This window comes from Kocuria sp. ZOR0020 (genome assembly GCF_000800955.1).
In the GTDB taxonomy this organism is placed as follows: domain Bacteria; phylum Actinomycetota; class Actinomycetes; order Actinomycetales; family Micrococcaceae; genus Kocuria; species Kocuria subflava.
The window spans coordinates 1-5,802 of the sequence record NZ_JROX01000191.1 but is presented as its reverse complement, the minus strand read 5'-3'; the positions used below and the strand labels follow the sequence as shown (position 1 = coordinate 5,802).

Sequence of the window (5,802 nt, the reverse complement as noted above, 5' to 3'; positions counted from 1 at the left end):
GCAGTGCTGGCTTGATCGGCTGTTCTTGCCTGATGGGCGGCGCTGGCCTGACCAACAGTTCTGGCCTCAGCCGTCGTACCAGGCGTGCTGTCGGTGGCAGGGTCGGTATCGGCCACGGTGCGGGGGTTGTCCGCAACCCCCGTGCCGGTGGCAGCACCGGCCCTGACCTGCGGCGACTGGTCCGCCGCAGCCAGCGATGTGTTGTTCTGCTCCGGTTGACCGTTGGAGCCGGAGAGGGATGAACTCGCCTGTCCTCCCCCCAACGCCAGGTGTGACTGGGCGGGAGTGATGCCCGTGGTTTCAATACCAAGGTCCTCGCTGACCTGCTGGCGCACCTCGTCCACGCGCTGTGGCGGTTCCGGCTGTTTCTGCGGCTCAGGTGCTGGTTCCTGCACCTTCTTCTTGCGTCCGAACAAGCCGCGCTTCTTGGGTTCAGCGGGTGCGGGGGCAGCCTCAACCTGCTGTACCGGCACCAATTCCTTGCGCCATGTGCCCAGCACGGTTCGTTCGCGGTCCGCCAGTTCACGCACCACGGTGGGCACGTCCTTGTCCGAGGACTCCCCACCATCCATGCGCTGCACCCCGCGCTTCTGCAGCTCCACGGCACCGGTCAGCAACAGGGCGTCGTCGATCCCCAGATCCCGGGCCTTGCGGGTGAAGCCCACGCGGTAGAGCATGGCCATGTTCACGGTGTGCACAAACCACAGGTAACCCAGAGCCTCGGGCTGCTCGTCCGGGCGTTCCTGAGCCGCCACCAGAAGCAGGGAGTCCTGCCCCAGGTCCTTGAGCAGATGGTTGATCTGCCCGGTTTTCAACCCCACAGCCCGCACACCACCTGAGGTCGCGGTGATTTCACGGACCGCCACATCGGAGACCTTCAACCCCGCCCGGCACCGGTCCAAGGTCGACGGCGAAAGGCGCGAGGACAGCGCCGTATCAGCCGCGCCCAGGGGAACACGCAATCGTTTGGGGCCTGCAGCATCCGTCTCGACTGAGCCTTGGCGCGCCCAGCCACGCTGCGTCAAGGCCTGGGTGAGGGGCTCAGCGGCGGGGGTGTCCACGCTCAACGTGATGGATTCGGCCTCATACCGGTCATGGGCGTAATCGGCCAATTTCTGCATGAACGCGGGAACCATGGTGGGCTTGTTCACGTGCGCCTGCTGGGCCTCGGCATGGATGCTGCCGTTCTCCTGGCGGACCAACAATTGGGCGTAACCCACCATGCGTTCATCGGCATCTCGAATCAGAACTCGGTCCACCGTGAGTTGTGTGCCTTCAGCCGATTGTTGAACGGCCCCAATACCCCACAGCTGATGGGGATGGCCTCCGGTGACCCGAACCGTGGCATCCCACGTTTTCTGGTTCAGGCTGGAACTGACAGTCAAAGCCACAGCGCGCGTATTCCTTTGAATGGTGAATGGGCCTCACGGCCTGGGGCAGCCGGAGTACACAGAACTCTTGGGGCAACAGTGTATGCGTGCACGTCGGTTGCTCAGACCCCGGCCCCGCCGCCGTCAGTTGCGGGCGTACTTCTCCCACTTGGCGGCAACGTGCTCACCCTCCACCACGCGGACCGTTCCGGAGTGGGAACGCATCACCAAGGACTGGGTGGTGATTTTCTGGCCTTGATAGCGGACACCGCGCAGAAGATCGCCGTCGGTGATTCCCGTGGCCGCAAAAAAGCAGTTGTCCGAGGTGACCAAATCCTCAGTGGTCAACACCTGCTCCACGTTCAAACCTGCAGCAGTGGCCTTTTCTCGTTCGTCGTCGTTCATGGGTGCCAACCGGCCCTGGATCACACCACCCGTGGCCTTGACGGCGCAGGCGGTCACAATGCCCTCAGGGGTCCCGCCGGTGCCCATCATCACGTCAACACCGGTGCCTTCACGGCAGGCCGCAATGGCTCCGGCGACGTCGCCGTCCAGAATCATGCGCGTGCGGGCCCCCGTCTTCCGGATCTCATCCACCAGGTCAGAGTGCCGCGGACGGTCCAAAACACAGACGGTCAGCTGGTTGACGGGCACACCTTTGGCGCGGGCCACCAGGTGCAGGTTCTGCTTGACCGGCAGGCGCAGGTCCACAAAATCAGCTGCCTCCGGCCCCACCACCAGCTTCTCCATGTAGAACACCGCCGACGGGTCAAACATGGAACCGCCATCAGCCACAGCAATCACGGACAGGGCGTTGTTCATGCCCAACGCAGTCAGGCGAGTACCGTCAATCGGGTCCACAGCAATGTCAGATGCCGCACCGGAGCCCTCCCCCACCTGCTCACCGTTGAAGAGCATGGGGGCCTCGTCCTTTTCACCCTCACCGATCACCACGGTCCCGTTGAAATCCACGGTGGACAAAAAGGCGCGCATGGCATCCACGGCCGCACCGTCGGCACTGTTCTTGTCTCCGGCACCCACCCAGTGACCTGCGGCAATGGCGGCAGCCTCGGTCACGCGGACCAGTTCCATGGCCAGGTTGCGATCGGGCGCGTTGGTGGACTTTGTCTGCTGGGGCACAGCTTTCCTCACCTTCGGTGCGTGTGGGGCGACCTCGTCGTCGACCTCATCCACCAGAGTAGCCGCGAGACCGCCGGCCTTGTAGGTGTTGCGGCGGCCCACCACTGCGTGGGACGGGTGAGCTGAACTTTGGGGGCACAATGGAGCCCGTGAGTCAGCAGAATCCCCAGAGCACTGAGCGCCTCGACCCGCAAGGTCAGCCGGTTGAACCAGCCGATCAGCAGTTCACGCCTCAGATCACGGCCAAGCAGGCACAACGTGTCCATGCCCCGGCCCGTGCCATGCTGATTTCCATGGCGGTACTGGTGCTGTTGGCCCTCCCGTTCTTCTTACTGCAACCACGTCCGGACGGTCAGACCTACCGCCCGGACGTCAATGTGGCGCAGGAAGCTGCCTATGCTTCCGACGTCGCAGCGTTCACGCCCCTGGCCCCAGATCTGGGAGACGGTTACAGCCCCAACTTTGCCCGGTGGCAGGGCAACACCGCTGACGGGGTGGATCGCTGGGAGGCGGGGTGGGTGACGCCGTCGTCACGGTTCGTCGAACTGATCCAGACCGATCAGGCCAACCCCACGTGGGTGGCTGACGTGGTGGATCAGGCCCCGGCTACCGGGTCCCGCGAAGCCCACGGCATCGAGTGGGAGATGCACCAGAAGGAAAACGACCGCGGCCAGGTCACGCGCTCCTGGGTGGGTAAGGTGGAGGACAGCACCGTGGTGCTCACGGGCACGGGGTCGGATGCGGAGTTCGATCACGTGGCGCAGTCCGTGGTCGAGGCTCAACAAACACCGGCCACACCTGCGGCCAGCCCATCCGCATGACATTCTGTAATCCGTATCGCCTAGTGTCAGGAGCCGTCCGTGAGCCAGCAAGATCCCACCGTGCAGGACAGCGACTCCATCCAGAACAGTGCGGCCACCCAGGACAGCAACTCCACTGAGTACGCATCTGACGGCACGCGCATCCCCACTCCGGAAGAACCCCTGGGTTACGGGGCCGAGCGCCCACTGACCCCGCAGCAGGCCTGGGAGAAGTTGCGGGCCGGCAACGCGCGGTTTGTGGAGGGCCACTCCGAGCACCCCAACCAGAATGTCAGTCGGCGTGAATCGCTGACCCAGTCCCAGCACCCGTTCACCACCATTTTTGGTTGCTCTGATTCCCGGCTGGCCGCAGAAATCATCTTTGACCTGGGGCTGGGCGATGCCTTTGTGGTGCGTACGGCCGGCCAGGTGGTGGCTGACGCCGTCCTGGGCACACTGGAATATTCAGTGGAGGTGCTCAAGGTCCCGCTGATCGTGATCCTGGGACACGACTCCTGCGGCGCGGTCACCGCCACCAAGGAAGCCGTGGACAGCGGGAACCTGCCTGCCGGTTTCCAGCGATCCTTGATCGAACGCATCACCCCAGCGGTGTTGGACGGTCACCGCACCGGGCGGGATTCCGTCAACGAGATGGTCATTGAGAACGTCCGGATCGTGGCCGAGCGAATCTTGGACCAGTCGCGTTCCATTGCAGCGGCGGTCTCCCGCGGGGACGTGGCGATCGTGGGCCTCTTCTACCACCTTGGTCACGGCAAGGCCGAGCTGGTCTACGGCCACGGGGCTTGGCTGGAACTGGACTGAGCCTCCCGCCCCTCTCCCCACCCCCTTCCCGCCGAAACCTCCGACAAGTCCCGGCAACGGCTCTAGAGAGGGCTTTTTCGGAGGTCTCGGTGGGCTGGATGACGACGACGGCGGCCTGCGCGTCGTCACGAATGTGGTCCGGGCCATAGACTGGTGTCATGGCTGACAACAACGCTGAATTCCGTATCGAACACGACACCATGGGTGAGGTGAAGGTTCCGGTCAACGCCTTGTACCGGGCCCAGACCCAGCGCGCCGTAGAGAACTTCCCGATTTCCGGCAAGACCCTGGAGCGCCAGCACATCAAGGCCCTGGCCCAGGTCAAGAAGGCCGCAGCTCAGGCCAACCAGGAACTGAACGTGCTCGATGCCGAGCGCTCGCAGGCCATCCAGGACGCCGCTGACCTGGTTGCTTCCGGTGATTACGACGAGCACTTCCCCATTGACGTGTTCCAGACCGGCTCCGGCACCTCCTCCAACATGAACACCAACGAGGTCCTGGCAACGCTGGCCACCCGGTCCTTGGAGTCCACCGGCACCGAGGTCCACCCGAATGACCACGTCAACGCCTCTCAGTCCTCCAACGACGTCTTCCCCACCTCCGTGCACGTGGCTGTCACCGCGGCGTTGTCCCACGAACTGATTCCGGCCATGGAGACTCTGGCAGCGTCGCTGGAGAAGAAGGCCGAGGAGTTCAAGGACGTCGTCAAGTCCGGGCGCACCCACCTGATGGACGCCACACCCGTGACCCTGGGTCAGGAGTTCGGTGGCTACGCCGCGCAGGTGCGCTACAGCATCGAGCGCGTCAACGCATCCCTGCCCCGCGTGGCGGAGGTTCCCCTGGGCGGCACCGCCGTGGGCACGGGCATCAACACCCCCGCCGGCTTCTCCGCACGGGTGATCGAGCTGCTGGCTGCCGAAACCGGGCTGCCCATCACGGAAGCCCGCAACCACTTTGAGGCCCAGGCCAACCGTGACGGTTTGGTGGAGGCATCCGGTCAGCTGCGAACCATTGCTTACTCCTACATGAAGATCAACAACGATCTGCGTTGGATGGGTTCCGGGCCCAACACCGGTCTTGGCGAAATCGCCATCCCGGACCTGCAGCCGGGCTCCTCCATCATGCCCGGCAAGGTCAACCCCGTGATCTGTGAGGCCGCCATCCAGGTGGCTGCCCAGGTGATCGGCAACGACACCACGGTGGCACTGTCCTCCACCAACGGTGCGTTTGAACTGAACGTGGGCATCCCGGTCATGGCTGCCAACCTGCTGGAGTCCATCCGCCTGCTGGCCAACACTTCCACCGTGATGGCGGAGAAGATGATTGACGGTTTGACCGCCAACCAGGAGCGTTGCCGCTTCTTGGCCGAGGCCTCGCCGTCGATCGTCACCCCGCTGAACAAGGCCATCGGGTACGAGGCCGCAGCCAAGATCGCCAAGCACGCCGTGGCCAACAAGGTCACCGTGCGTGAGGCCACCGTGGAGCTGGGTTACGTGGACGGCGAGAACCTGACCGAGGAGCAGTTGGACGCCGCTCTGGATGTCACCACCATGACAGGACCCAACTCCTGAAATCGTCGCTGAGCAGCGAGTTCCACCGGTACTGACCGGCCCAGAAGCGATTCGTGCCGCCCATCAGCTCTGATGGGCGGCACAAATCGCTTCTGAGCA

At 64.1% G+C, this 5,802-nt stretch carries 4 protein-coding genes and 1 pseudogene; 3 read left to right on the top strand and 2 right to left on the bottom strand.

All coding sequences use genetic code 11. The annotated features are described in order from the left end of the window. Both L979_RS11190 and glpX read right to left on the bottom strand, forming a co-directional pair. Window positions 1–1,391, bottom strand: a pseudogene (locus tag L979_RS11190) (hypothetical protein); the annotation flags it as partial. Between the two features lie 123 nt (window positions 1,392–1,514). Further along, on the bottom strand, window positions 1,515–2,462 hold the full coding sequence (glpX, locus tag L979_RS11185; RefSeq protein ID WP_081994372.1) for a class II fructose-bisphosphatase: 948 nt from the start codon (window positions 2,460–2,462) through the stop codon (window positions 1,515–1,517). A gap of 197 nt (window positions 2,463–2,659) precedes the next feature. Here glpX and L979_RS11180 point away from each other — a divergent pair, with 197 nt between their 5' ends. The 3 genes from L979_RS11180 to L979_RS11170 all read left to right on the top strand — a co-directional run bounded on the left by L979_RS11180 (window position 2,660) and on the right by L979_RS11170 (window position 5,703). Further along, window positions 2,660–3,331: a DUF4245 domain-containing protein gene (locus tag L979_RS11180; RefSeq protein WP_052209824.1), complete on the top strand. Its 672-nt coding sequence runs from the start codon at window positions 2,660–2,662 to the stop codon at window positions 3,329–3,331. A 162-nt stretch (window positions 3,332–3,493) separates the two neighbouring features. Beyond that, window positions 3,494–4,132 (top strand): carbonic anhydrase, encoded by a 639-nt coding sequence (locus tag L979_RS11175; RefSeq protein ID WP_280842280.1) that lies wholly within the window; start codon window positions 3,494–3,496, stop codon window positions 4,130–4,132. 158 nt (window positions 4,133–4,290) lie between these two features. After that, entirely contained in the window at window positions 4,291–5,703 is a 1,413-nt protein-coding gene (locus L979_RS11170) for a class II fumarate hydratase (RefSeq protein ID WP_047692291.1), read from the top strand. The last annotated feature ends 99 nt before the right edge of the window (window positions 5,704–5,802 follow it).